This is a genomic window from Rhodococcus sp. 27YEA15 (genome assembly GCF_049739425.1).
Taxonomy (GTDB): Bacteria; Actinomycetota; Actinomycetes; order Mycobacteriales; family Mycobacteriaceae; genus Rhodococcus_F.
In genome coordinates this window covers 1883384-1907155 of record NZ_JBMHHW010000001.1, presented here as the reverse complement: position 1 = coordinate 1907155, position 23772 = coordinate 1883384, and the positions used below count along the sequence as shown (strand labels likewise).

At 64.3% G+C, this 23772-nt stretch carries 23 protein-coding genes and 1 pseudogene; 11 read left to right on the top strand and 13 right to left on the bottom strand.

The window, feature by feature from the left end; translation table 11 throughout:
* Positions 1-3: 3 nt before the first annotated feature.
* Together ABH922_RS08755 and ABH922_RS08750 are read right to left on the bottom strand one after the other, a co-directional pair.
* The gene (locus ABH922_RS08755) at positions 4-1155 is read right to left on the bottom strand and encodes a cation:proton antiporter (RefSeq protein WP_424806543.1); all 1152 of its coding nucleotides are present in this window, start codon (positions 1153-1155) and stop codon (positions 4-6) included.
* A 4-nt stretch (positions 1156-1159) separates the two neighbouring features.
* On the bottom strand, positions 1160-1585 hold the full coding sequence (locus tag ABH922_RS08750; protein WP_424806542.1) for a hypothetical protein: 426 nt from the start codon (positions 1583-1585) through the stop codon (positions 1160-1162).
* A gap of 417 nt (positions 1586-2002) precedes the next feature.
* Between ABH922_RS08750 and ABH922_RS08745 the strand changes: the two genes are divergently transcribed.
* Together ABH922_RS08745 and ABH922_RS08740 are read left to right on the top strand one after the other, a co-directional pair.
* Positions 2003-3445, top strand: coding sequence for a sugar porter family MFS transporter (locus ABH922_RS08745; RefSeq protein ID WP_424806541.1), 1443 nt, complete (start codon positions 2003-2005; stop codon positions 3443-3445).
* Positions 3446-3486: 41 nt separating this feature from the next.
* Positions 3487-3993: a CocE/NonD family hydrolase C-terminal non-catalytic domain-containing protein gene (locus ABH922_RS08740; RefSeq protein ID WP_424806540.1), complete on the top strand. Its 507-nt coding sequence runs from the start codon at positions 3487-3489 to the stop codon at positions 3991-3993.
* Positions 3994-4103: 110 nt separating this feature from the next.
* Here the strand turns inward: ABH922_RS08740 and dxs are convergent, their stop codons facing one another.
* Positions 4104-6050 carry a 1-deoxy-D-xylulose-5-phosphate synthase gene (dxs, locus tag ABH922_RS08735; protein ID WP_424806539.1) on the bottom strand — a complete coding sequence of 649 codons (1947 nt, stop codon included), beginning with the start codon at positions 6048-6050 and terminating at the stop codon, positions 4104-4106.
* A 254-nt stretch (positions 6051-6304) separates the two neighbouring features.
* On the opposite strand from dxs, the pseudogene glsA reads away from it, so the two are divergent.
* Positions 6305-8132 (top strand): annotated as a pseudogene (gene glsA / locus ABH922_RS08730) (glutaminase A).
* A gap of 12 nt (positions 8133-8144) precedes the next feature.
* The gene (locus ABH922_RS08725; RefSeq protein WP_424806538.1) at positions 8145-8810 is read left to right on the top strand and encodes an SIMPL domain-containing protein; all 666 of its coding nucleotides are present in this window, start codon (positions 8145-8147) and stop codon (positions 8808-8810) included.
* Between the two features lie 3 nt (positions 8811-8813).
* Here the strand turns inward: ABH922_RS08725 and ABH922_RS08720 are convergent, their stop codons facing one another.
* The 4 genes from ABH922_RS08720 to ABH922_RS08705 all read right to left on the bottom strand — a co-directional run bounded on the left by ABH922_RS08720 (position 8814) and on the right by ABH922_RS08705 (position 14407).
* Positions 8814-10478 carry an MDR family MFS transporter gene (locus tag ABH922_RS08720; protein ID WP_424806537.1) on the bottom strand — a complete coding sequence of 555 codons (1665 nt, stop codon included), beginning with the start codon at positions 10476-10478 and terminating at the stop codon, positions 8814-8816.
* A gap of 5 nt (positions 10479-10483) precedes the next feature.
* Positions 10484-10978, bottom strand: a complete 495-nt coding sequence (locus ABH922_RS08715) for a MarR family winged helix-turn-helix transcriptional regulator (protein WP_424806536.1) — start codon at positions 10976-10978, stop codon at positions 10484-10486.
* Between the two features lie 134 nt (positions 10979-11112).
* Positions 11113-12381, bottom strand: coding sequence for a class I SAM-dependent RNA methyltransferase (locus ABH922_RS08710; protein ID WP_424806535.1), 1269 nt, complete (start codon positions 12379-12381; stop codon positions 11113-11115).
* A gap of 31 nt (positions 12382-12412) precedes the next feature.
* Positions 12413-14407: an APC family permease gene (locus tag ABH922_RS08705; RefSeq protein ID WP_424806534.1), complete on the bottom strand. Its 1995-nt coding sequence runs from the start codon at positions 14405-14407 to the stop codon at positions 12413-12415.
* Positions 14408-14578: 171 nt separating this feature from the next.
* Here ABH922_RS08705 and ABH922_RS08700 point away from each other — a divergent pair, with 171 nt between their 5' ends.
* From ABH922_RS08700 to ABH922_RS08690, 3 genes are all read left to right on the top strand, one after another.
* On the top strand, positions 14579-15244 hold the full coding sequence (locus tag ABH922_RS08700) for a potassium channel family protein (protein WP_424806533.1): 666 nt from the start codon (positions 14579-14581) through the stop codon (positions 15242-15244).
* A gap of 66 nt (positions 15245-15310) precedes the next feature.
* Positions 15311-15973: a potassium channel family protein gene (locus tag ABH922_RS08695; RefSeq protein ID WP_424806532.1), complete on the top strand. Its 663-nt coding sequence runs from the start codon at positions 15311-15313 to the stop codon at positions 15971-15973.
* A gap of 18 nt (positions 15974-15991) precedes the next feature.
* On the top strand, positions 15992-16285 hold the full coding sequence (locus ABH922_RS08690; protein ID WP_424806531.1) for a GNAT family N-acetyltransferase: 294 nt from the start codon (positions 15992-15994) through the stop codon (positions 16283-16285).
* Here ABH922_RS08690 and ABH922_RS08685 read toward each other — a convergent pair.
* Both ABH922_RS08685 and ABH922_RS08680 read right to left on the bottom strand, forming a co-directional pair.
* Positions 16278-17036: a DUF3159 domain-containing protein gene (locus ABH922_RS08685; protein ID WP_424806530.1), complete on the bottom strand. Its 759-nt coding sequence runs from the start codon at positions 17034-17036 to the stop codon at positions 16278-16280. The genes ABH922_RS08690 and ABH922_RS08685 overlap by 8 nt on opposite strands.
* A 40-nt stretch (positions 17037-17076) precedes the next feature.
* Entirely contained in the window at positions 17077-17451 is a 375-nt protein-coding gene (locus tag ABH922_RS08680) for an OB-fold nucleic acid binding domain-containing protein (RefSeq protein ID WP_424806529.1), read from the bottom strand.
* A 138-nt stretch (positions 17452-17589) separates the two neighbouring features.
* On the opposite strand from ABH922_RS08680, the gene ABH922_RS08675 reads away from it, so the two are divergent.
* Positions 17590-18312 (top strand): alpha/beta hydrolase, encoded by a 723-nt coding sequence (locus ABH922_RS08675; protein ID WP_424806528.1) that lies wholly within the window; start codon positions 17590-17592, stop codon positions 18310-18312.
* Here ABH922_RS08675 and ABH922_RS08670 read toward each other — a convergent pair.
* The gene (locus ABH922_RS08670; RefSeq protein WP_424809613.1) at positions 18306-19106 is read right to left on the bottom strand and encodes a DUF3710 domain-containing protein; all 801 of its coding nucleotides are present in this window, start codon (positions 19104-19106) and stop codon (positions 18306-18308) included. The two genes, ABH922_RS08675 and ABH922_RS08670, sit on opposite strands and share 7 nt — an antisense overlap.
* Positions 19107-19109: 3 nt before the next feature.
* Positions 19110-19604 carry a dUTP diphosphatase gene (dut, locus tag ABH922_RS08665; protein WP_424806527.1) on the bottom strand — a complete coding sequence of 165 codons (495 nt, stop codon included), beginning with the start codon at positions 19602-19604 and terminating at the stop codon, positions 19110-19112.
* Positions 19605-19659: 55 nt separating this feature from the next.
* Here dut and ABH922_RS08660 point away from each other — a divergent pair, with 55 nt between their 5' ends.
* Positions 19660-20157 carry a DUF3093 domain-containing protein gene (locus tag ABH922_RS08660; RefSeq protein WP_424806526.1) on the top strand — a complete coding sequence of 166 codons (498 nt, stop codon included), beginning with the start codon at positions 19660-19662 and terminating at the stop codon, positions 20155-20157.
* A gap of 154 nt (positions 20158-20311) precedes the next feature.
* On the opposite strand, the gene ABH922_RS08655 is transcribed toward ABH922_RS08660, so the two are convergent.
* Positions 20312-20614 carry a DUF4193 domain-containing protein gene (locus tag ABH922_RS08655; protein WP_424806525.1) on the bottom strand — a complete coding sequence of 101 codons (303 nt, stop codon included), beginning with the start codon at positions 20612-20614 and terminating at the stop codon, positions 20312-20314.
* 529 nt (positions 20615-21143) lie between these two features.
* Between ABH922_RS08655 and cei the strand changes: the two genes are divergently transcribed.
* Positions 21144-21827: an envelope integrity protein Cei gene (gene cei, locus ABH922_RS08650; RefSeq protein ID WP_424806524.1), complete on the top strand. Its 684-nt coding sequence runs from the start codon at positions 21144-21146 to the stop codon at positions 21825-21827.
* Positions 21828-21842: 15 nt separating this feature from the next.
* Here the strand turns inward: cei and ABH922_RS08645 are convergent, their stop codons facing one another.
* The gene (locus tag ABH922_RS08645) at positions 21843-22724 is read right to left on the bottom strand and encodes an inositol monophosphatase family protein (protein WP_424809612.1); all 882 of its coding nucleotides are present in this window, start codon (positions 22722-22724) and stop codon (positions 21843-21845) included.
* Positions 22725-22907: 183 nt separating this feature from the next.
* Between ABH922_RS08645 and ppgK the strand changes: the two genes are divergently transcribed.
* Positions 22908-23666 carry a polyphosphate--glucose phosphotransferase gene (ppgK, locus tag ABH922_RS08640; protein WP_424806523.1) on the top strand — a complete coding sequence of 253 codons (759 nt, stop codon included), beginning with the start codon at positions 22908-22910 and terminating at the stop codon, positions 23664-23666.
* Positions 23667-23772 lie beyond the last annotated feature (106 nt).

Genomic DNA, 23772 nt, shown 5'->3' with positions numbered 1-23772 from the left:
CATTCAGGCTTCTGCTTTCGCGGGCGCGGTCAGCCCGGCTCGTGCCGCTGCGCCGCCCGCGATCGTCGCGGCTCCGACGGTCAGTAGAGCCGCCAAGAGAATTGCCGCCGGTTCACCGTCGCCCATGACGCCGAGCTGCGTTCCGACGGTCACCGCAGCCACCGGGACCCCGAGTTGTGCTGCCGACAACACGCCGAGGGAGATCGGCAACCCGCTCAGCCGCAGCAGTGCGTGAACGATCAGGGTGGCTGCGGCCAAAGACAATCCCAGCCACAACGACGACGGGTGGTTGAACAGGTCACGCAAATTGATCGACGCCCCCAGCCAGACGAAGAACAGCGGTGCGAAGAATCCGTCGGTGATGGCGAAGAGCTGTTTCGCGAGACGGCGCGGCTCCCCGATCCCCGCGAGGACCAGACCGAACGCGAACCCCGCCAACATGATCGACACATGTGTGCTGGTTGCCAGTGCCGCAAGTGAAAACAGGATCACCAGGTTGATCCGCAGCTCGAGTGCGAACTTCCGTTTCTCGGAAAATTTGTGCAGGCGCTTCCACTGGCCGGACCGGTCCAAACCGCGCAGCACCAGGAACAGCACACCTGCGCAGGCCGCTACAGCGAGAGCGCCGAGTCCGGCGCGGGCCGCATTGTTCGGGTCGATCACCAACGGCAGCGCGACGATGCAGACGGTGTCGGCGATGGCCACCTGAGCGGTCATCTGCAGCACCGACGTACCGCCGAGCGCCAACGAATCGACGATCGGCAGGATCAACGCGGCCGACGACGACGCGATCAGGACACCGTACAGCGCCGCGTGCCCGGTGCCGAAAGCGGTGGATACCAGATACCCGGCGACGGCGGCCAGCACGCCGACGGCCACCGCCCGACCGGCGCCCTTCCCGATCGCCTCACGGACGGCCTTGTCACGCAAGGGGACATGCGATCCGGCGACCAGCATCGTGAGCCCGAAGCCGATGTCCGCGAGAAATGTGAACGTACTGTCCGAGGATGTCAGCACCGCGAATCCGGTGACGCCGAGGACGACACCGGCAGCGAGTTCGCCGACCACCACCGGGACATGCCATGCCGTCCGGGCTCCGAGGAGCGGGCCGAGCAGACCGGCCAACGCAACCAGGGCGAGAATGCCGAACGTCACCGGACTACGACACCGTCGTCGACGGCGCGAGCTTGAGCGGAATGGCCGTGTTCTCGTCGACGTGATAGCTGGCGCAGACGCGGTGATAGCCGTCGGCGATCTGCATCGGAACGCCCGTTCGGAAGTCGCCCTGCACCACCAGAATCGGCGACAGGGCAATGCCCTTGCGGATCTTCTTCAGATCACTCGCGACATGCGGATTGTCCACCGGCAGTAGTGGCAATCCGGCGGCACGAAGGATGTCCTTCGCCTTTTTGGTCACCAGCGTGGCCGTCTTGAGCGCATAGACGAGTGCCTGCACCTGGACTGGTGTCGCGACGAGCTGCAGGTAGTCCCGCGCAGCTGGGTAGTCGTGCTGGTCCGGAAGTTCCTTCCAGAGGACGGTGCGGTTGTCCGACCGAGCGGACTTCGACTTCTTCTCTTTGGCCATCGGTGCATCTTCCTCCGCGCGGACCCGTTACGCGAGCGATCCACGAGTTCGATCGCGGCCGTCCCCCCGCCCGTGTCGTGTTTTTTCGTACCAGCGAATCGGCGCAGATATTTGCCGAGCGTACCGACCGTTTTCGCCACGTGGGGGCAGTCTTGCGCGACTGCGGGAAACTGTCGCGAGACCTCGCGCCCCGTCCGGTGCACCGTATCCGAGATGCTCGCGTACCCGACGTTCACTCCGGACTGAGGACCGATCGGTGGGACCGCCGCGAAGGTCCGACTGCGAAACTACCGATGCCGCTGCTTCGAAACCGGTTCCGGTACCGCCCGAATCGAACGCCATGAGCGTAGCGTCACATCGTGCTCGCGGACGCATCGACGCACTGGGGCGTCGACCGCTGAGCCGGAGGGGGCTCGAATGGCATTCAGCGGAACTGCCGACGGCGGCGGATCGGGTGCAACCCGTGCCGATGTCGGGCATGCGGTGCTTTTTGCCGGCGCGGCAGCGCTCGGCGGCTTTCTGTTCGGATACGACACCGCCGTCATCAACGGCGCGGTTGGTGCGATCCGCGACAAGTACGACATCGGCGCATCGGGTACCGGGCTGACAGTGTCGCTGACATTGCTGGGCGCCGCGCTCGGCGCCTGGATCGCCGGGACACTCGCCGACCGACTGGGCCGCATCCGTGTCATGCAGATCGCAGCCACTCTCTTCGTCATCGGCGCTGTGGGTTCGGCGATACCGTTCAGCGTCTACGACCTCACCTTCTGGCGCATCATCGGCGGCCTCGCAGTCGGTTTCGCATCCGTGATCGCACCCGCGTACATCGCCGAGATCTCCCCCGCAGCCATTCGCGGACGCCTGGGCTCGATGTACCAGTTGGCGATCGTACTGGGCATCGCGGTCTCGCAACTCGTGAACTACGCACTCCAGGCGGCGGCCGGCGGCGACCGCAACCACATCGCCGGACTCGAAGCCTGGCAGTGGATGTTGATGCTCGAAGCCGTCCCCGCCATCCTCTACCTGATCATGACGACGACGATCCCCGAGTCACCTCGATTCCTGGTTGCACAGGGCAAGGAGGAGCGTGCCCGCAAGATCATCTCCGATCTCGAGGGCGGCGACGACGCTGCCGTGACGGGCCGGATGGACGAGATTCGCGCATCGCTATCGGAGAAGCAAGCGAAAACGTCGGTACGCCAACTGTTCTCCAAACCACTCGGAGTCTCCAAGCTCGTGTGGGTGGGCATTGCGCTGGCCGCTCTGCAGCAGTTGGTCGGCATCAACGTCATCTTCTACTACTCGAGCACCCTGTGGCAGGCCGTCGGCTTCGGCGCTGATCGTTCCCTGTTGATCAGTGTTGTCAGTGCGCTCGTCAACATCGTCGGAACGTTCGTCGCGATAGCGGTCATCGATCGGGTCGGCCGAAAACCACTGCTGCTCGTGGGTTCGGCCGGAATGGCGATTTCTCTCGGAACCGCCGCGTTCTGTTTCCATTCGGCAACAGTGACGGAAAATGACATCGGCGAATCCGTAGCCACCCTCAGCGGGGCCAACGCCACCATCGCCCTCATCGGCGCCAACGCGTTCGTGTTCTTCTTCGCACTCTCCTGGGGTCCGGTGGTCTGGGTACTCATCTCGGAGATGTTCCCCAATCGGGTACGCGCGGCTGCCGTCGGAATCGCGACCGCCACCAATTGGGTCGCGAACTTCCTGGTCTCGTGGACGTTCCCGTCGCTCGCCGACTGGAACCTCTCGTTCACCTATGCGGGATACGCAGTCATGGCCGCGTTGTCGTTGTTCGTGGTGCTCAAGTTCGTGAAGGAAACACGAGGGAGCACACTCGAGTCCGTGCAATAGGCTCGGCGGCTGCGCCGATTGGGGCGGTCGACCGTTTCTCCGTGCCACAGTTACCCTTCGGCAAGATTGCGACATATGCCACTTTATTGCATTCGGGCGCGCGGGATCGACGTGAACGTGTGGTCACGGTTGATCGGTCGACCGCCCGCTCAACGGAATCGACAACGGAATCGAGATCTACGGCCCGGTCACACTCTGACAGCAGGGCAGTGGATGAGCGGCAACGGATCAGTGTCCGCGCGCCGGTGCCGAGTACCGCCGCCCGCACCTCACCGGGCGATTTCTGGGCCGTCATCCTCAACGACGTCGCGCCGGACGCTCGCCCCACCGTCCTGACCGACGGCGCCCTCACGTCCTCGTTGCGGGCTGTCGACGACACGATATCGACGAGGGCTCCGAACGGCGACTACGTCGACGTATACGCGCTCTGCCTCCCCCGCTACTTCCCTCTCGGTGCCATGCGCGCAGACAGCGGACTTCGCCCGCAACATCTGCACCTCGGTCCCGGCGCGCCGAGCTTCGTCACTGCGCCGTTCGTCGAACCCTGACGGTCGTAGCGGCCGGAGGACACGGTGGCGACACAGTCGAATCCGGGTATCACAGCCGAAACAGGACGGTGGCCGCGGATTCCTCCGCGGCCACCGCTCGTCGACGACCGTCAGCCCTGCGCTGCCTCACCGGTGACGGACTCGGCCTGCGTCGAATTCTCGTCGCCCGCCGATTCGCCCATCACGGCAACCCAGCCGGTGATCTTGCGGGAGAGGTCCTGGGCGGTGAGTCCCAACTTCTTGTGGATCGACTCCCGGCCGGCATGATCGAGGAACTGTTGCGGGACACCGAGATCGCGGCAAGAGGTGTGCACCCCGGCGGCCCGCAATGCCGCCGAAACCGACGAACCGATACCGCCGTGCACACCGCCGTCCTCGAGGGTGACGACGAGTGCGTACTTGTCCGCGGTCTTGACCAGCGCGTCGGAAACCGGCAGGACCCAACGCGGGTCGACCACGGCCACCGAAATACCCTGCTTGTCCAGGCGATCGGCAACCTCGAGCGCGAGTGACGCGAACGACCCTACTGCCACGAGCAGCACGTCGCCCCGATCGTCGACACTGGCGCGCAGCACGTCGAGCACCCCGTCCACCCGCTTCACAGCAGGAACCGATTCGGGCACAGTACCTTTCGGGAACCGGAGCACAGTCGGACCGTCGTCGACCAGCAGCGCCTCGTCGAGTTCTTCACGGAGCGTCTGGCCGTCGCGCGGTGCAGCGACCCGGATACCCGGAACGATGCCGAGCAGCGAAAGATCCCACATACCGTTGTGGCTGGCACCGTCGGAACCGGTGACACCGGATCGGTCGAGCACCACGGTGACCGGCTGACCCAGCAGTGCGACGTCCATCAACAGTTGATCGAAAGCTCGGTTGAGGAACGTCGAGTAGATCGCCACCACCGGGTGCAGACCGCCGAGCGCCAGACCTGCCGCCGACGTCATCGCATGCTGTTCGGCGATTCCCACGTCGAAGAAACGGTCGGGGAACCTCTCGCCGAATGCCGCCAGACCGGTGGGCCCCGCCATTGCCGCGGTGATCGCAACGATGTCGTCACGGGCGCAGGCCTGCTCGATCAGCGCCTCGGAGAACACCGACGTCCAATCCGGGGCCGAGTTCGACGACGTCGCGCGACCCGTGAGCGGATCGATGACGCCGGTGGAGTGCATCTGATCCGCGACGTCGTTCTCCGCATGCGCGTAGCCGTTACCCTTGCGCGTAACCGCATGCACGATGACCGGCCCGCCGTAGGCCTTGGCCCGCCGAAGCGCCGATTCCATGGCCGCCTCGTTGTGCCCGTCGACGGGGCCGAGGTACTTGATGCCGAGATCGGTGAACATGACCTGCGGGCTGACAGCGTCCTTGAGTCCGACTTTCACACCGTGCAGGACCGAGTACGCGGCCCGGCCGACCCACGGCAAATTCTTGACCATCCGGCGGCCACTGTCGAGCGCGCGCTCGTAGCTCGGTGCGGTCCGCAGGGCCGACAGATGCTCGGCCAGTCCGCCGATGGTCGGCGCGTACGAGCGACCGTTGTCGTTGACGACGATCACGACGGAACGATCCTTACCGGCAGCGATGTTGTTGAGCGCTTCCCAACACATGCCACCGGTCAGTGCGCCGTCGCCGACGACGGCGACGACGTGGCGATCCTCGCCCTTGAGCGCGAATGCCTTGGCCAGGCCGTCGGCGTACGACAACGACGCGGATGCGTGCGACGACTCGACCCAGTCGTGTTCGCTCTCCGCCCGGCACGGGTAGCCGGACAGGCCACCCTCCTTGCGCAGGGTGTCGAACTGATCCCGACGCCCGGTGAGGATCTTGTGGACATATGCCTGATGACCGGTGTCGAAGATGATCGCGTCCTGTGGCGAATCGAAGATTCGATGCAGTGCGATAGTCAACTCGACCACGCCCAGGTTGGGGCCGAGGTGGCCACCGGTTGCGGACACCTTCTCCACGAGGAACTCGCGAATCTCGTCAGCCAACTCCGTCAACTCGGTGTGGCTCAACTGACGTAGATCGTCAGGACCCTGTATGCGGGCAAGAACACCCAACGAGATCGCTCCCTCCGTGCTTCACAGCTGCACCGGTGCACGCCGCGGCTGCCTCTGCAAGACAGTTCCGTCAGTCTACGGAGCGTCAGGAAGAACCGGCACGCGGACTCGACACAATTTCGCCACGACGTGGTATCCACCTTCCCACCGATCGCCCCGTAGTGATACCAATCACTACAAATTCGGGCAATCGGCTGCCGACGCGATCGATCGTGCTACCGCACACCGGTCCGGATTCCCCCTAAGGTCGACGTATGGGAAACGTAGTCGACGACCTGATTGCCCGAGTATTCGACGAGGTTCGCGGCCTCGACAGCGGCGCGCTGGCCGATTACATCCCCGAACTCGCGGCCGTCGCCCCCGACTCGTTCGGCATCTGCATCGCCACCGTCGACGGCTACGTCTACGAGATCGGTGATTCCAGACTGCCGTTCACCATCCAGTCCATCTCGAAACCCTTCACCTACGCACTCGCACTCGCAGACCGCGGATCCGACGCGGTAGCCGAGAAGATCGACGTCGAACCGTCGGGTGAACCGTTCAACGAGATCAGCCTCGATCCGCAGACCGAGCGGCCCCGCAATCCGATGATCAACGCGGGCGCCATCACAGCGGCGTCCCTGGTGTCCGGGGCCGATCCGGCAACACGTTTCGAACGCATCCGGGCGATGTATTCGCGGTACGCGGGGCGGGAGCTGACGTTCAACGAAGCCGTGTACAGCTCCGAAGCCCGAACCGGCCATCGCAATCGGGCGATCGGGCACATGCTGCGCTCCTTCGACGTCATCACCGGAAATCCCGACGACGCCGTCGACCTCTACTTCCGTCAGTGCTCCATCGACGTGACGTGCCGAGACCTGAGCCTGATGGCTGCCACGATGGCCAACAGCGGCGTCAACCCCGTCACCCACGAGCGTGCGCTGGCTCCCGCGGCCGTGGAACAGGTTCTGAGCGTCATGGCAACCTGCGGAATGTACGACGGTGCCGGATCCTGGCTCGTCGAGGTGGGCCTGCCGGCCAAGAGCGGTGTCGGCGGCGGCGTGCTGGCTGTTCTGCCCGGCCAGATCGGAATCGCGATCTACTCTCCCAAACTCGACCCGCACGGCAACAGCGTGCGCGGCGTTGCCGCCGCCAGGGCCCTCTCCCGCGAGCTGGATCTGCACTTCCTGCACGTCACCCGGCCGTCACGGTCCTCGATCCGCGCGCGCTACAGCGTCACCGAAGCGCCGTCCCGGTTCCGTCGCACCCCCCTCGAACAAGCAGTACTCGACGACGTCGGTAAACGAAGCCGCATCTACGAACTGCACGGCGACCTCTTGTTCACCGGAGCCGAATCCGCTGTCCGCGAGATCGGGTCGATCGAGGACGAACTCGAAGTGATCGTCATCGACGTCCGACGAGTGGACGACGCCGGCGACGTGGCAGTGCGCATGATCACCGCGTTGCAGAAACAACTGGCAAGCCAGTCGCGTGCCGTCGCGCTCGTCGATCCGAAAGGACTACTCGGGAAGAAGACCTCGAGTATCGATCCCTCCCGACAGGACGGACGAGTATTCGTCGATCTGGACTCGGCCATGCAATGGTGCGAGGAACACGCTCCTGGCCGCACACTGCACGAGCAGCCGTCAGCCCGAGTCGGTCACGATCGAGAACCATCCGGTCCTGGACGCGTTGACGCCCGCCCAGGTGGCAGCGTTCGCCGAACAACTCGAAACCCGCACCTTCGCCCGCGGCGAACGCATCGCCGGCCGTGGCGACAGCGCCTCGGGCTTCTACCTGATCCTTCGTGGGAAGGTCAGCAGCGCCTTCACCGACTCGCACGGCATCGACCATCGCATCGTGACGCTGTCTGCCGGAATGACGTTCGGAGAGATGACACTCTTCCTCGGCACTCGCTTTCTCAACGACATACGAGCCGATTCGACGGTTACCGTTGCAGTACTCACCCCCGAGCGTTACGAAGCCCTCACCGCGGCGGCACCGAAACTCAAGCTGGCTCTTCTCGAACGCCTCGCGACCGGCGCATACGAACAACTGGACATGACTCTGCGCAGCGTCATCGCGTCGGGTCGTGTGGGATAAGAAAGGCACACCGTGACCGAACCGATCGAGAGCACGTACGCCACCGTCACGGTGGTCGGATCGGCCACGGTGTCCGCCGTCCCCGATCTTGCTTCCCTGACGATCGGGGTCTCGGTTACCGATTCCTCGATTTCCTCGGCATTCGACGCCGTCACCCGAGTGTCGAATGCGCTCACCGGCACTCTGCACAGCCGCGGCATTTCCGGGGAGGATGTGCGGTCGAGCGGACTCAGCGCCCACCCTCAGACACGGTGGACCGACAGCGGGGTCAACGAACACGTCGGATTCACGGTCTCGACCACCTACCGCGTCGTACTACGTGATCTGGCACCCGACAGTCCCAACTCCGTGGGTGCCGTCATCACCGAATGTGTGGTGGTGGGCGGTGACGCCGTTACCGTCGACGGACTCGAATTCGATCTCGAGGATCGCAGCGAACTGACCAGGCAGGCCAGGGACGCCGCGTGGGCGAGGGCACGATCGACCGCACAACAGTACGCCGACCTGGCAGGCATGACACTGCGCGGAGCCCTCGATGTCGTCGAGGACTCCGCGCAGATCGTTCCGGTACGCGCAGTGACGGCGGCGGCGATGAAATCCGACACCGTCGGGCCGACCGTCGAACGCGGCAAGGTTGAGGAGTCGGTCTCGGTCCGCGTCCGATTCTCGCTCGCCTGAGCGTCAGCCCTTGGCCGTCGTCGGGCCCGCAGAGTCGAGACCGGCCGATTCGGCTTCCTTCTCCAGTTCCGCCTTCTGCTCGGCGTCCGGGGTGACCATGTCGATGGTGGTGCGCAGCGGGCGGTTCGGGATCAGGATCACCGCGACGAGCGTCACCAACGCCACGACGGCTGCGACCAGGAAGATTCGACCCGTTGCGTCGCCGTAGGCGAACCGGACGATCTGGGCCACGAAGTCCGGCATGTTGGCCAGATCCAGTCCCCCACCCAGGCTCTTGGCCGCGACGGCCTGTTGCTCGGGCGGCAGCGCCTCCACCGACGTCTTCGTCAGGGTGCCCACACGAGTGGCGAGAATCGAGCCGAGAACCGACACACCGATTGCACCGCCGAAGGTCCGGAAGAACGCGACGCTGCTCGACGCGGCACCGATGTTCTGCACACTCACCGTGTTCTGCACTGCCAGAACCACATTCTGCATGAGCATGCCGGTACCGAGGCCGACGACAGCCATGAAGACGCCGATGACCCACAGGTTGGTGGCGTGGTCGATCGTCGAGAGCAGGGCGAATCCGAGGACCAGCAATACCGCACCGGTCACGATGAACGGCTTCCACTTGCCGAACTTGGTGATGAGCTGACCTGAGCCCACCGAGGCCACCATCATGCCGAACACCATCGGAATGGTGAGCAGACCGGCTTCGGTCGGATCGAAGCCGCGGGCCGTCTGGAAGTACTGGGTGAGGAAGGTCGTGGCGCCGAACAGACCCACACCGACGGCGACCGAGGCGATGATGGCAAGTCCGGTGGTGCGTTCGGTGATGATCGCCATCGGCAGGATCGGATCCTTGGCCTTCGATTCGACGAACACGAACAGACCGAGCAGGACGAGGCCTCCGACGACGTACATCGCGGACTGTGTGGAGAACCAGGCGTAGTAGTCGGCCTGACCGGCGAACGACACCCAGATCAACAAGACGCTGACACCTGCGGTGAGCAGAGTGGCACCGAGCCAGTCGATGGAGACACCCGTCTTCTTCACCGTCTCGATGTGCAGCGTGCGCTGCAACAGGACGAAAGCGATGACAGCCAACGGAACACAGACGTAGAAGCACCAGCGCCACCCGGCGGTGTCGACGAGAACGCCACCGAGGACGGGACCACCGGACATCGAGACGGCCATGGCAGCGCCCGTGTAACCGGAGTACCGGCCACGATCACGTGGCGGGATGATGGACCCGATGATCGCGATGACCAGCGCCGTCAGGCCACCCATACCGATGCCCTGAATCACGCGGGCACCGAGCAGCAGTGGGACGTTGTGCGCGGCACCGGCGATGACCGAGCCGATCACGAAGATGACGATCGACGACTGGACGAGGACTTTCTTGTTGAACAGATCGGCCAGTTTGCCCCAGATCGGGGTGGAGGCAGCATTGGCGAGCAGGGCAGCGGTGATGATCCACGCGTACTGGGTCTGGGTGCCGTGCAGTTCACCGATGATGGTCGGAAGTGCGGTCGAGACCACCGTCGTACTCAGCAGCGCGGTGAACAGCGCCGCGATGAGTCCGGTCAGAGCTTCGAGAATTTGACGGTGCGACATGACTCCGTCGCCGTTGGCCGGGGAGGTACTTGTGGCACCCGCCCGCGTTTCTCCTACTGTCGCTGACATTTTCGTTATCTCCCAATACTTTCCGCGCCCGCCGAAATGGGGGCTGTGTGCGAATCCTGTTTGTGCATCGAGGCTCCGAACGTCTCGGTGAGCCGCTGCAATGCCGTGACGGCCGCAGACGCCTCCTCCTGAGACCATTCGCCGAGCATGTCGCGCAGTCGCGCAGCACGTCGCTCGTTCGTCTGCCGAAGTACCTCGTGCCCACTTTCGGAAACCCGAATGCGGAATGCCCGCTTGTCCTCCGGATCTGGATGGCGCTCCACGTAGCCGGCGTCCACCAGGTCGGACATCTGCCGACTCAGTGCCGACTGACTGACACAAAGCTCCACTGCGAGTTCGTTCTGTCGGCATTCACCGCGGTTCGCCAACACGAACAACACGGTCACCAATGCTGCGGGAACGACGCTGTCGGTCGACGTCGTCACGGCCGCGCGAAGTGATCGGCCGAACATGAAAATGGCCTCGACCAGCGCTTGTGACGTTTCCGGCTGTACCGACATTGTGTGAACCCCTGTGCCGATCGGTCCGAAACCAGACCGATGATTACTTGCAGAAGGCAACTATACAATTAGTTGTGTAACGCAATCAACTACAAAGACGGCGACCTGGATCACATGGCGGATGCGCAGTCGGATCAGCGTTCGAGCAGCGCGACGCACTCCAGGTGATGCGTGGTGGGAAATGCGTCGAACGCCCGCAGGCCACCGATTCGGAAGCCCTGCTCCAGATACAGGCCGACGTCACGGCCGAACGAGGCGGGATCGCAGCCGACGTGGATCACCCGCGCGGCTCCGGTCGCCGCCAAGGCTTCCACGACAGCTCGCCCGGCGCCTGCCCGTGGCGGATCGAGCACGATCACCCCCGGCGACGACGAGAGTTCCGCCACCACCGTCTCGACCCGACCACTGTGAAACCGAACCTGCTCGAGATCGGTCAACGCAGCGCGCCCGTCCGCGACCGCCCGAGCAGACAGTTCCACCGATTCCACGACGCCCGACGGCCCGGTCAGTTCCGCGAGCACCGCCGCGAACACACCGACACCGCCGTACAGATCCCACGCGGTATCACCGGCCCCGATTCCCGCCCACTCGCGCACCACCTGTGAATACGCTGCCGCGGCGCCCCGGTGCGCCTGCCAGAAACCCGTCGCGGACAACGCCCACCGACGCTCCCCGACCGACTCGACAGCAGTGTCGGATCCCGAGACGACGCGAGTCGGCCGAGGACCACCACCAGCTGCCCGCCGCGCCGATGCACCACGCCTGCCCGCGTCCCGCCGTCCGGTCCGCGACACCGTGGGGGCGCCGAGCTCCACGACGTGCCGCCGACCAGTGGAATCGAGTACCACCTGCAGTTCACTACCTGGCTGCCACTGCGACCCGTCCAGACCGTCGTAGGCGCGGAACTCGATCTGCGTGCAGCGTAGATCCGTCACGACGCGGTTGCTGCGGTACGCGTGGAATCCGGCATCGCCACGCGCGTCGACCGCCAGGCGAATACGTGTCCGCCACCCGGTTCCGTCTCCGGTTCCCGGGAGATCCTCGACCACCACGTCCGAGTCGATGCGGGCAAGACGCTCGAGTTGCTCACGGACCACTGCGGTCTTCATCTCCCGCTGCACCGGTAGATCCGCATGCGAATAGTCGCAACAGCCGGCGCCACCCGGACCCGAGATCGGACACGTCGGATCCACCCGATGCGCCGAAGCCTCGACGATCGAGATCGCATCGGCGCGGCAGAACGACCCACCCTTGTCCTCGGTGACCCGCACCAACGCCCGCTCCCCCGGCAGACCGTGGCGCACGAACACCACCCGACCCTCGTGACGGGCGATCACGAAGCCACCGTGGCCGGGCTTCCCCAAATCGGCCTCGAAGGTCTGCCCGGTCCAATTCTCACTCAACGAACTACGCCTGCCATTTCGGTCGGATCGGTTATTTCTCACCCGCGTCGTAGCCACGGCGGGTGGCTCCTGCGGTCTTCTCGATGTCGAGCGGCTTCGCCTTCGCCGACGAGCTGAGCTGCCAGGGAACACTGGTCACCATCACGCCCGGCTGGAAGAGCAGCCGACTCTTCAATCGTAGTGCGCTCTGGTTGTGCAGAATCTGCTCCCACCAGTGACCGACGACATACTCCGGAATGAACACGGTGACGACGTCCCGCGGGGCGTCCTTGCGCACCCGCTTGACGTAGTCGAGGACAGGCTTGGTGATTTCGCGATACGGCGATTCGATGACCTTGAGCGGAACCGTGACGTCACTCTTCTCCCACTGGCGCACCAACGCGCGGGTGTCCGGCTCGTCGACGTTCACGGTGATGGCCTCGAGCGTGTCCGGGCGGGTGGCCCTGGCGTACGCGAGTGCGCGCATCGTGGGCATGTGCAGTTTGGAGACGAGCACGATCGAGTGCGTCCGGCTCGGCAGCACTCCGTCCCATTCCTGCTCCTCGAGCTCGGCGGCGACACTGTCGTAATGCTTGCGGATCATCTTCATCACCACGAAGATCGCGATCATCGCGACGATCGCGATCCAGGCGCCGGCAGCGAACTTGGTGATCAGGACGATGATCAGTACCGCCCCGGTCATGGCGAGGCCGATCGAGTTGATCACTCGCGAGCGTTGCATCCGTGACCGCTGCGCTCGGTCCGTCTCGGCCTTCAGATGCCTGGTCCAGTGCTTGATCATTCCGGTCTGGCTGAGAACGAACGAGACGAACACTCCGACGATGTAGAGCTGGATCAGCTTGGTCACCTCGGCGCCGAACACCACGACGAACGCGATGGCGGCACCCGAGAGGAACAAGATCCCGTTACTGAACGCCAATCGGTCACCGCGCGTGTGCAGCTGTCGCGGGAGGTAGCGGTCCTGGGCCAGGATGGAACCCAGGACCGGGAATCCGTTGAATGCGGTGTTCGCTGCCAACACGAGAATCAGTGCCGTGACGATCGCCATGAAGAAGAAACCGATCGGGAATCCGCTGAAGACGGCCTCGGCGATCTGCGCGATCAGCGTCTTCTGGTGGTAACCCGCCGGCGCACCGACCAGCTGTTCTTCCGGGTTGTGCGCGTAGACGATACCGATCTTCTGCGCCAAGATGATGATCCCCATCAGCAGAACGATCGCAATGGTGCCCAGTAGCAACAACGTGGTGGCGGCATTGCGCGACTTCGGCTTCTCGAATGCGGGCACGCCGTTGGAGATCGCCTCCACACCGGTCAACGCGGCGCACCCCGACGAGAACGCCCGCGCTATCAGGAACGCGAACGCGATGCCGTACAGATGTGAATCCTCGGCATTCATCGAGAACGACGACGACTCCGCGTGCACGTCCTCCCCCAGAACGTAGATCCGGAAGAAACCCCACCCCAGCATCAGGAACATTCCGACGATGAACGCATAGGTCGGAATCGCGAACGCCGTGCCCGATTCACGGATACCGCGAAGATTGACCGCTGTCAACAACACGATCGCCGCCACCGCGAAGAGCACCTTGTGCTGCGCGACGAACGGCAACGCCGAACCGATGTTCGACGCCGCGGACGAAATCGACACCGCGACCGTCAGCACGTAGTCCACCATCAGCGCACTACCCACCGTCAGCCCCGCCGTGGGCCCCAGGTTCACCGTCGCGACCTCGTAGTCGCCCCCGCCCGACGGATACGCGTGCACATTCTGCCGATAACTGGCGACGACGACCGCCATCACGATCGCGACCGCCAAACCGATCCACGGGGTGTACGCGTACGCGGAAATGCCGGCGACGGAGAGAACCAGGAAAATTTCCTCGGGCGCGTAGGCGACCGACGACATGGCGTCGGACGCGAACACCGGCAGTGCGATCCGCTTCGGCAACAGCGTATGCCCGAGTTTGTCACTTCGGAACGGCCGGCCGAGCAGGAGCCGCTTGGTAGCGGTGGAGAGCTTAGACACCAGCAAAGAGTAAGCCGTCCGAAGGAATTCGGGGTCATCAGTGATCCCCACCTTCCCCGAGTCACGAATCCGCACCGGATCACCGAGTCGAACTTGCTCTTCCCGCCACGGGCTGTACCGTTCGATTCGGCGTGTACTCACGCCGAATCGAGTCCATGAACGGAGTAGGGCGTGTATGTCGTCATCATGGGGTGCGGCCGAGTGGGGTCGTCCCTCGCTGCATCTCTGAGCAGGATCGGTCACGACGTCGCAGTCATCGACCGTGACGAAAGTGCGTTCCTGCGCCTGGGGCTGGATTTCCCCGGAACAAAAGTCCTCGGCATGGGCTTCGATCGTGACGTTCTCGTGCGCGCAGGAATCGAGCGAGCCGACGCCTTCGCCGCCGTGTCCTCCGGCGACAACTCCAACATCATCGCCGCCCGCGTCGCCCGCGAGACCTTCGGCGTCGAGCGCGTCGTCGCCCGGATCTACGACGCCAAACGTGCCGCCGTGTACGAGCGCCTCGGTATCCCCACCGTCGCCACGGTTCCGTGGTCCACCGACCGCTTCCTGCATACCTTGACCCGAGAAAGCACCACGTCGAAATGGCGTGACCCTTCGGGCACGGTCGCGATCACCGAGCTTGCGCTACACGAAGATTGGGCGGGAAAACCGATCGCGCTACTCGAGAGTGCCACCAGTTCACGCGTGGCGTTCGTGATCCGCTTCGGCACCGGAATCCTTCCGGACCGCAAAACGGTGATCCAGGCCGACGATCAGGTGTACGTGGCAGCGGTGTCCGGCACGGTCGCCGAAGCAGTCGCCTTGGCAGGCAACCCTCCACCCAGCGACGACTGAGCCCACTGTGACACGTCATCACAGAACATCTTCCCCGTTGCACCACACCGTGATTGGACACTCTCGATGAAGGTCGCCATTGCCGGCGCCGGAGCGGTCGGCCGCTCCATCGCACGCGAACTGATCCGAAGCTCACACGAGGTCATGCTGATCGAGCGCAAGCTCGATCACATCGAGCCGGATTCGGTACCCGAGGCGAAATGGGTACACGCGGACGCCTGCGAACTGAGCCGTCTCGAGGAAGCGGCGATGGAATCCTACGAAGTCGTGATCGCCGCCACCGGCGACGACAAGGCCAATCTCGTGTTGAGCCTGCTCGCCAAGACGGAATTCGGTGTTCGCCGAGTTGTGGCGCGGGTCAACGACCCTCGAAACGAATGGCTGTTCGACGAGTCGTGGGGAGTGGACGTCGCTGTGTCGACACCCCGGATGCTCGCCTCGCTGGTGGAAGAGGCCGTGTCGGTAGGGGATCTGGTCAAGCTCATGACCCTACGCCAAGGCCAGGCCAACCTGGTCGAGATCACCCTGCCCGACAACACTCCCCTCGCCGGCAAGGCCGTCAAGAAACTCGAACTTCCCCGCGATTGCGCACTCGTGACCATCTTGCGCGGCGGGCGCGTCATAGTCCCACAACTCGACGATCCCATCGAGGGCGGCGACGAACTGCTCTTCGTCGCCGCTGTGGACACCGAAGAGCAACTACGTGTATCGCTACGTCTGAACACCTGACACGAAAGGACATCTCCCATGCCCAATCCACCCGTCGATCCCGTCGTCACCGACAACCCCGCCCAGGAACGGTTCGAAATCCACGTGGGTGCATCACTGGCCGGAATCGAGGAGTACACCGTCGACGGCAACGTGTATTCCTTCAACCACACCGAGATCTACCCGCAACACGAAGGTTTCGGCCTGGCGGCGATACTCGTGAGCCGAGCGTTGGACGACCTCCGCTCACGCGGCGCCAAAGTCCGACCGGTGTGCCCGTACGTCGTCAAATTCCTGGGCAAGCACCCTGAGTACCAAGATCTGATCAGTTGACGGTACGGCGGTCCGGTACGACGTCGGGATCGGCCGGATCGCCCATCTCCTTCACCACGTGCACGGTATCGACATGCGCGGTATCGACATCGTCGACCTGATCAGGACCTGCATCGCGATCGCCTCCCTCGATCGTCGGCGGCGGCGGCGGTTCCACGATGCGATCAGCGGTGCGCACCGCCCAGACCGTGACCACCAACGCGAGACCGGTCAGCGGCCAACCCATGCCGATCCGCGCCACGGCGAGCCAACCCGTGGAATCGGCGTCGTACAACTGGGATTGAACCAGGTAACGGGCCCCGAAAACCAGGGCCCAGACCGCCGTCGCCACGTCGTAAGCACGCACCGCGGACGAATGTTTGCGCCACAGATTCCCGTGGCCGTTGAGAAATCCCCACGCAATACCGACCAGGGGCCGGCGAATCACGATCGAGAGGACAAACACAGCGGCGTAGGCCAGGCTGGTGTAGATACCGAACAGGAAGAACCCCTTGGCATCCCCGGTGCGGTAGGCGATGAACGCCGACACACCCACACCCAGGAACCCGGAAATCGCCGGCTGAAGTGAGTCCTTGCGGACCACCCGCCATCCGGCGATCAACACGGCAACCCCCAGGGCCGCCCAGATCGCCGCCGTCAGATTCCAGATGGTGTTGACCGGCACGAAAACCAGAATCGGAACAGACGAGTAGATCAGGCCACTCGGACCACCGAGTTGATCCATTACCGACGGCTGTCTTGTTTCAGTCACCTGTCGAGGGTGCCACAGTCTGGCGCCCGACCGGTACGAGCTACTCGCCCTGCAATTCGTAGTACGGGTTGAAGATCACTTTGCGGCCGTCCCGCTCGCCGACGCGCCCGCGGATCAGCAACGTTCTCCCGGTCTCGATTCCGGGAATCCGACGACGCCCGATCCACACCAGGTTGATCACCTCGGTACCGTCGAAGAACTCCGCGTCGATACTTGCGTTTCCGGACTTGGGACACGCGTCGACACTGCGCAGCCGCCCGACCATCGTCACTTCCTCGCCACGACGACAATCGCAGGCCTTCCGGCCCCCGGATGCCTCGATGGACTCGGTCATCTCATCTGCGTCCAACTGATCGACGTCCTCGGTGAGACGACGGGTCAGACGGCGAAAATATCCTGCGGCGGCGGGTGCCATTGCGCGCTCCTGCGAACATCTTTCGACGCGAATTCTCGCGTCGGGTGAAGGGCTTCGTGCTCGCCACTGTAGACCCATTACAGGCCGGTAACCACACCGGTCAGAACCTCATTCGAGCGCACCGGGCAAGATCGAGAGATGCAGATCTCAGAAGCGTCGACCGTAGCGGTCGTTCTGCCAGGTACCGGCTCCGACGCCCACTTCGCGAGCCGCGCTTTCTCGGCTCTCGACACACTCACGATCGCCGTGGAACCCGATCCTCGGCGGGTCGTGGCAGGCTATCTCGACGCGATGGATTCGGCTGCGTCCGCGCACGGCCGCATCATCGTCGGCGGCGTGTCGATCGGCGCTGCAGTGGCCCTGCAATGGGCAGCACTGAACCCGCACCGCACCGTGGCAGTTCTGGCCGCATTACCCGCCTGGGTGGGCAGCGCCGACGACGCGCCCGCCGCCGCGAGCGCCAGGTACACCGCAGCACAACTACGTGCCGACGGCTTGGACGCCGTCGTGGCGGCCATGCTCACGTCCAGCCCGATGTGGCTCGGCCGAGAACTCGAACGCTCGTGGCGCGCCCAGTGGCCACACCTACCGCAGGCGCTCGACGAGGCAGCTACCTACCGCGCGCTCGACGCCGCCGTTCTCGGAGCGGTGACAGCTCCCGTCGGGATAGCGTCGGCCGTCGACGATCCGATCCACCCGCACCGCGTCGCACTCGAATGGGCGTCGGCACTCGGTCGGGCCGCGATCCGAACCACCACACTCGACACCATCGGATCCGACCCGTCGATTCTCGGCGCTACGTGCCTGGCGGCGTTGAGCGCTCTCGACGGGGATTCACCCTCACTCGAACCGAGCTACTGACTCAATTGCTGCATGGCCGAACCGGATTCGCCGCGGCGCGGAGGTACCGGTCGCGGCGCCGGCGGCGGCGGCTGCTGGTCGACCATCGGCTGGGCAGCTTGCTGTTCCTGAGCCAACTGCTGCTCGCGGGCTGCCGCCAACTGCTCGGCGAGCACCTGCGGCAAGACCACCGGGAGCGGGGTGCGCACCGGATGCGGCTCGGTGCCGCGGTTGACGACGGTGTCGCGCAGAATGTCACGAGCAATTGCCACCAGTGGGGCGTCCGCACCGGTGGAGCCGCTCGGCCCGGCCAGCACACACCGCACCATCCACCGCGGACCGTCGACGCCGATGAACCGTAGATCCATCGCCGCGGTCACAGCCGACAATTCCCGGCCCCACGGGCCGTTCTCGACCGTGACGGGTGAATTGTCCTCACGCAACGACTGGGCCAACTCGGCCACCACCTCACGCCACTGGCCCGGCGACTTGGGGGCGGCGTACGCGGCGACGGTGATGCGCCCGTGTTCGGTCACCAGATGCACAGCCTGGGGCGTGCCGTTCGGCGCCATCTCTACCTGCAACTGACCACCGGTCGGCATCGGGACGAGCACCGATCCGAGATCGAGTCGTTGGCCGTTGCGGCCCGCTGTCGGTTCTTCCGTCCCGATGTCGGCAAGGTCGTACGGGCCGTCGGATTCATCGCTGTGCAGGTCGAAATCCTCCTCGAAGGCTTCGCTTGCCGCCTCGTCCTCGTCACCGAAGAAACTTGTCGGTTCTTCGTCCACCTGAGACTTTTTCTTACGTCCGAACATCATTCACGCTCCTTTGTCGGCCGGCTCAACACTCGAACCCGATTCAAGTGTGGCGTGCCCGCCGCTGGAGCCGTAGCCGCCAGTGCCGCGCGAAGTCTCGTCGAGCGAATCGACCTCGACGAAATCTGCCAATTCCACCCGTTGGACCAGCAGTTGAGCAATCCGGTCACCACGGTTGATCTCGATCGCGATCTCGGGATCGAGATTGATCAGGCACACCTTGAGCTCACCTCGATATCCGGCGTCGACCGTCCCGGGCGCATTGACTATCGACAAGCCCGATTTGGCTGCCAGACCGGAACGGGGATGTATCAGTCCGACGGTTCCGACAGGCAACGCCACCGCGATACCCGTCCCGACCAGGGCACGCCGACCCGGCTCGAGGACGACGTCGTCGGTCGCATACAAATCCACCCCGGCGTCGCCGGGGTGCGCACGCCGCGGAATCGGCAAATCGGGATCCAGGCGTTTCAGGGCTACGGACAGATGCTCGCTCACGTCGGCCAAGACTACTCGGCCACGACCAGTTGCCGTGACGGACTATCCTGGACCGGTGCCCGAAACTTCTCGACCTGACACCGCGCCCACCGACTCCGTGTCTTCGACGCTTTACAGCGAGCGCCTCTGGCTCCCCGTGTGGTGGTGGATCGCCGGTCTCGCCGTAGCCGCACTGCTGGCCGCCGAAGTTCACATGGGCCGTCCGGGGCTGGTGTCGTTTCTCGCCTACGTCGTTCTGTTGCCGATCCCGATCTGGGTGTCGTTCTGGCTGAGTCGGATGCGGGTGGGAGTGATCGAGACAAACGGCGTGAAAGAACTTCACGTCGGTCGAGCACACATCCCGGTGGATCTGATTTCGCGAGCAGCAGAAGTACCGGCGTCGGCAAAGAGCGCTGCGATGGGGCGCCAACTGGACCCGACTGCCTTCGTCCAACACCGCCCGTGGGTCAAGACCATGGTGCTGGTCGTTCTCGACGATCCGGAAGATCCGACGCCGTACTGGTTGATCAGCACACGCCGCCCCGCGGCGCTGCTTGCGGCCCTGAACCGCTGATCGCTCGTATCACCTGACGTCGAGATTTCGACCCCGGGCCACACTTTCCGGCCCAGCCCGACGTGTTGTCGAACCCTTCTCGGCCGGTCCGAACGACGATCGAACTTCCCTGGTCGACCCGAGTTGAGCCGGGTCGACCTCCGGGAAGTCGGAATCAGGCGGCGCAGTCCATGCAGACCAGCTGGCCGTGTGCGTCGCTGGCCAGGCGGCTGCGGTGGTGTACGAGGAAGCAGCTCGAACAGGTGAACTCGTCAGCCTGCTTGGGGACCACCCGGACGGAGAGTTCCTCTCCGGACAGATCGGCACCCGGCAGTTCGAACGACTCGGCCGTGTCGGTTTCGTCGATGTCGACAACAGCCGACTGCGCTTCGTTTCGCCGCGCCTTCAACTCCTCGAGTGAGTCCTCCGATACCTCGTCGGACTCGGTACGCCTCGGTGCGTCGTAGTCAGTTGCCATGTCGTCTTCCCCTCATCCTCTTCGTGTATCCCGGCCCCTCACGTGTCGAAGATCCGGATGGATCCGCGATGCGCAGGAGAACCGCCGTGGGGTACAGATCATTCCCTGTCGCTGCATAACGCTGCACGATGGGAAAAAGTGCCCGCCGCATGCTTCGGAGAACGTGATCTGCGCCTCATTTGGTTGTCATGTCGGCCTCGGACCGACTCCCAGTTGAACTGCCTGGGCCGCCAGACAGTAGCCGAAGTAAGCACGAAAGTAGTAACCGAATCGGATATTTCCGTAAAATGTCTGCGAATCGTCACCAAGTGCACAGCAAGCCGTGACCTACATTCCCCAGAATTTCCGACAATTCACACCCCCGCCCCAGCCCATCGAAGACACGTCGGGTGATAGTCGAGTGATACTCGGACGCCTTCCCTCGTGCGCCCTCTAAGGTAGGCACCGAACGTCACGCCGGCTCAGCTCGGCTCAATGGACGAAGTACGTCAGGGCGAAGTACTGATTCGTCGGGAAGTCGAGAGATACCGTGGTTTCACTGATCACCGAAGGCAGTTCCACCGACGATCAGGGGCGGCCGTTTCGGCGCAGGCGTGCGTGGCCGGTCATCGCGGTGTTCGCTGTACTGGCGCTGATCGGTAGCGGTCTGTGGATTCGAATCCTCAGTGCCGACGCCAAGGTCAGCGACACCGTCGCCTGCAATCTGCCACAAGCGTCGTCCGACCCGGCCGCAGCGGCACCCCTCCCCCTCGGCACCGTCGTCGACCGTTCCACTCTCCTGGACGTCGGGCCCGCGCCGCTGTCCGCGACCAAGGTGCGCGTGTTCAACGCCAACGGTGAGCACGGACAAGCGGCCCAGGTAGCGGCGCAATTGAGCGAATACGGGTTCGCGAGCGCGCCCGACGTGCAGGTTGGAAACGATCCGGTCTACGTCGATCAGAACATGCAGTGCCAGGGCCAGATCCGGTTCGGGAAGAACGGTCTTGCCGCGGCCAGTTCGGTATGGCTCGTCGCTCCGTGCGCCGAGCTGGTCGAGGATTCGCGCCAGGACGACACCGTGGACCTGGCCTTGGGTACGTACGCCCCGGCAAGCATCACACCGAAGACCGACGCCGCCGAAATACTACGGGCGCTCGCAGCTCAACCCGCGAACGCCCAAGCCGCACCGGTGGACGGTGGCCTGCTCAAGGCAGCACGCACGGCCCGCTGCTGACGTGGATCTCGCTGGTCAGGCGCTGGGAATTGGCTGATCAGCGGCACAATCGTGGAGCATTGCAGCGAACTCCCCGGCGATACCCGGTGCAACGGCGTACACGACGGCCCCGTCGGCCGACGTCGAATCGGCTGACGGTATCTCGATCACCGCACCCGCCTCCTGGGCGATCAGAGATCCAGCCGCCCAGTCCCACGGGCTCAGACCGTGCTCGAAGTGAGCATCGACCCTTCCGGAAGCCACCATGCACAGATCCAGCGCTGCGGATCCGATCCGTCGGATGTCCCGAACCTGCGGCAGGACCTCGGCGATGATCCTGCCCTGCGCCCGGCGTCGATGCACCCCGTAGCCGAAGCCGGTAGCCAGCAGTGCCATCGACACCGACGACACCGGATTGCACGTCAGATCGCTGACGTGCCCGTCGACAGAGGTCATGGTCGCGCCACCGCCTCGATGGGCGGAATACGTGGTCTGCATGGCCACGTCGACGACTGCTCCGGCGACCGACACACCGTCGATCTGGACCGCGACGGACACGGCGAAGGCCGGAACGCCGTACAGGAAGTTCACGGTGCCGTCGATGGGATCGACCACCCAGCGCACACCGGCCGAGCCGCTGCCGGTGCCCCCGCCCTCTTCACCGAGAATCGAGTCGGCCGGGCGAATCTGCGCGAGAAGGTCGCGGATCACCTGTTCGGTTTCGGTGTCGACGACGGTGACGGGGTCGGTCGGCGTGCTCTTGGACGCAACCGAATCGGTTTCGGAGGCACCGGAACCCACCAGCCCGAATACTTGCGGACGACGGGCCCGGACATGCGCACCAGCACGCTCGGCCACAGCTACGGCGACCGCCCGCAGATCGGCCGGTTCAAGTGAATCGGGGGAAAAATCGGACAACGAGATTTCAGTGGGGGCCACCCGAATATCGGATCACGTGTACACCGGGGTGCACCACCCGAGTCCGACCCTGCACGTCGGCTCGACGAGTTCGGCGAACAAGAACCGGCACGGCAATTCGGGTTAATGTTTGCAGTGCCAGGTCGCGACCAGAATGATTCGAACACTCAGGAGCGCAGCACTATGACAACCACAGGTTTCGGGATCGACGTCGGGGGCAGCGGAGTCAAAGGTGGCACCGTAGACCTGACCACCGGCGAGCTCATCGGTGACCGCATCAAGATCCTGACGCCCCAGCCGTCGACACCGGACGCCATCGCCGACACCGCCGCGCAGATTGTGCGACAGGCCGGCTGGGCGGGTCCGGTGGGCATCACACTTCCCGCCGTGGTGACCGCCGGCGTGGCGCGGAGCGCAGCCAACATCGACAAGTCGTGGATCGGAACCGACGCCGGGGCGCTCTTCGGTTCCGCACTCGGCGATCGGGACGTGAGTGTCCTCAACGACGCCGACGCCGCCGGAATCGCGGAGGACTCGTTCGGCGCCGGCAAGGACACCACCGGTGTCGTGATTCTCTTGACCTTCGGTACCGGAATCGGCTCGGCTGTTCTGCACAACGGAGTGTTGTTGCCCAACACCGAATTCGGACACATCGAAGTCGACGGCAAGGAGGCCGAACACCGGGCCGCGTCCTCCGTCAAGGAGAAGAAAGATCTCAGTTACAAAGAGTGGTCGGTCGAGGTGTCGAGGGTTCTGACGACGATCGAAAACCTTCTGTGGCCCGATCTGTTCATCGTCGGCGGCGGCATCAGCCGCAAACACGAGAAGTGGATCCCGCACCTGACCAACCGTACGACGGTGGTCCCCGCGGCTCTTCTGAACACAGCCGGTATCGCCGGTGCAGCGCTCGCGTCGGTGACGAAGACAGCGTCGTTCTCCTGAAATTCAGCCGTCGAAACTACCCGTTACGGACCGTCGTGACGTAAGAGTTTCCTGAGAGTCGTTACAATGGTGGAGTCCGGCTGCGCGCCGGCCCTCAACCATTGAC